Genomic DNA, 1,919 nt, shown 5'->3' with positions numbered 1-1,919 from the left:
CCGGATTCTGCCCAGCCGCTCGGGGGCCACCGCCAAGACGGTCCTCGGAGACTTCAAGGGCGTCGTGCTGGTGGATGGGTATGCGGCCTACCAGACGGCGACGAAGTCCGGCGCGGACGGGCCTGCCCCTGCGACTCTGGCGTTCTGTTGGGCGCACGTGCGGCGCAAATTCGTGGAGGCGCTCAAATTCGAGCCGGCCTGCGCGCACATGCTGGAGCTCATCGGTCAGCTGGAGGTGCTGGCCCATCGGCTCGCCGTGCGTCAGCAGCAGTCGGCCCCACTCATCGAGCAAGTCAAAGCGTGGGCCCTGTCCCAGAAGGCGCTGCCCGACAGCACCTTTCGCAAGGCGCTGGAGTACATGCTGGAGTTGTGGAACGGGCTGACGGTCTTCCTGCACAACCCGCGGGTGCCGCTGGATAACAACCCCGTGGAGCGCCAGATGCGAGACGTGGTGCTCGGCCGCAAGAACCACTACGGCAGCAAGGTCCCAGCGAGGCACCGAGGTGGCAGCCCTCTTCTACTCGCTCATCGAGACGGCCAAGCTGCGCGGGGAGGATCCGGGCGACTACCTGTTGCGCGCGGCCCGGGCCGCCATCGAGAATCCGGGCACCGTCACTCTTCCTCAAGGCTACGACTGACGCTCGCTCGCCCCTGGCGAGCAGCCCTGCTCGACCGCCTGCCCACTACGGGGATCGGTGAACTGATACTCGCTCCTTTCTAAGCTGCTTGAGTTCCTTGGCGATCTCCATCCTCTGGACGAAGGAATTGTATGTGTCAAATTGATGGGTCTTGATCTCCCAGAGCACGCGTACGCCGACTTGCAGTGCATCGAAGCGTATTCCGCCCACGCTTACGTCCTTGCCGGGATAACGGTTGGGCGGAAACTTGTCGGCGCAGGAGCGAGACATCGCCTTGGCATGTGGATATGATTTCATCGTCGGGGTGAGCACCCAAGCGCACAAAGACGCTCTGCTCGCCGAGGATGAGTTCCTCAATATCGTCGTCACGGGATGCACACGATGACTCAGGAAAGAACCCTCATCCTTATCACCTACGCGCCTGCGCTCGTGGGCAAAGATGGTCGCACGGTCGACGTCATCCATGGAATGGAAAAGGCGCTCCCCGGCTTGCGGCTGAAGTGGCGGCTCTCCGCAGGAGGGCGTCCCATCCCATTGCCACAGCGCGATGAATGGCTCCTAGCAAGCATTGAAGATGGGGAATTCCCTATTGTGTGCAACGGGGACGTGAGTTACCCCGTGACCGTTTTTGGAAGTGAAAAGTCGGGACTCGTCAGCCCAGGCGGTCAGCCCCTGTTTGAAGTTCATGCGAAAATGCCACTGGACGTGGCTGTGATCGCGGCAACGGCGGCTGTGCTTGAAGCCGTGGCGGAGGGCGCACGCGCGTTCTGGGGGAGTGCAACGCCCTACGCCGCTAAGTGCCTATCTCGGTAGGAAGTGGAACCAAGTGATGATGCCCAGAGCCAGGTGGAGCATAGCCAGGTAGGTGTCTTCGCGTTTCTCCCAGCGGATGAGGATCCGTCGGAAACGGTTCATCCACGAGTGGGAGCGTTCCACCACCCAGCGGCGTGCCTTCTTACGGCGACTCTTTTTCGGGGGCGTAGCTGGAGGCCGCCGCGGGCGGATGTGCAAGCGCAGGTGGAACTTGTCTCCCCAGAGGCGTACCTCGTTGCAGTCGTAGGCGGCGTCCAGGCACAAGTGCTGGGTATGCCCTGACTTGGGCTCGGGCCGCTTCACCGGCACCGAGTCGAACGTGGAGGGCAGCAGTTTGTGGTCGTTGACGTTGGCTCCTGCTGCGACCAGTCCCAACGGAACTCCGCGCCCATCGGTCAGCAGACTCCTCTTGGTGCCCGTCTTGGCGCGGTCGGTCGGGTTGGGGCCGGTCTTCTGCCCTCCCAGCGG

At 62.9% G+C, this 1,919-nt stretch carries 3 protein-coding genes and 1 pseudogene; 2 read left to right on the top strand and 2 right to left on the bottom strand.

Annotated features, from left to right (window positions below; all coding sequences use genetic code 11):
• On the top strand, positions 1–721 hold a 721-nt coding region (locus DB31_RS44320), incomplete at its 5' end, for an IS66 family transposase (protein WP_044200042.1).
• On the opposite strand, the pseudogene DB31_RS47520 reads toward DB31_RS44320, so the two are convergent.
• Positions 684–899 (bottom strand): annotated as a pseudogene (locus DB31_RS47520) (DUF6310 domain-containing protein); the annotation flags it as partial. The gene DB31_RS44320 and the pseudogene DB31_RS47520 overlap by 38 nt on opposite strands.
• A 111-nt stretch (positions 900–1,010) precedes the next feature.
• On the opposite strand from DB31_RS47520, the gene DB31_RS51120 reads away from it, so the two are divergent.
• Positions 1,011–1,451: a DUF5953 family protein gene (locus DB31_RS51120; protein ID WP_338034363.1), complete on the top strand. Its 441-nt coding sequence runs from the start codon at positions 1,011–1,013 to the stop codon at positions 1,449–1,451.
• Here the strand turns inward: DB31_RS51120 and DB31_RS44315 are convergent.
• The coding region (locus DB31_RS44315; RefSeq protein ID WP_044200040.1) for an IS5 family transposase at positions 1,440–1,919 on the bottom strand (480 nt) is incomplete at its 5' end. The genes DB31_RS51120 and DB31_RS44315 overlap by 12 nt on opposite strands.

This window comes from Hyalangium minutum (assembly GCF_000737315.1).
Taxonomy (GTDB): Bacteria; Myxococcota; Myxococcia; order Myxococcales; family Myxococcaceae; genus Hyalangium; species Hyalangium minutum.
Note: the sequence above shows the minus strand (reverse complement) of the source record. Positions and strands in the feature narration are given on the sequence as shown.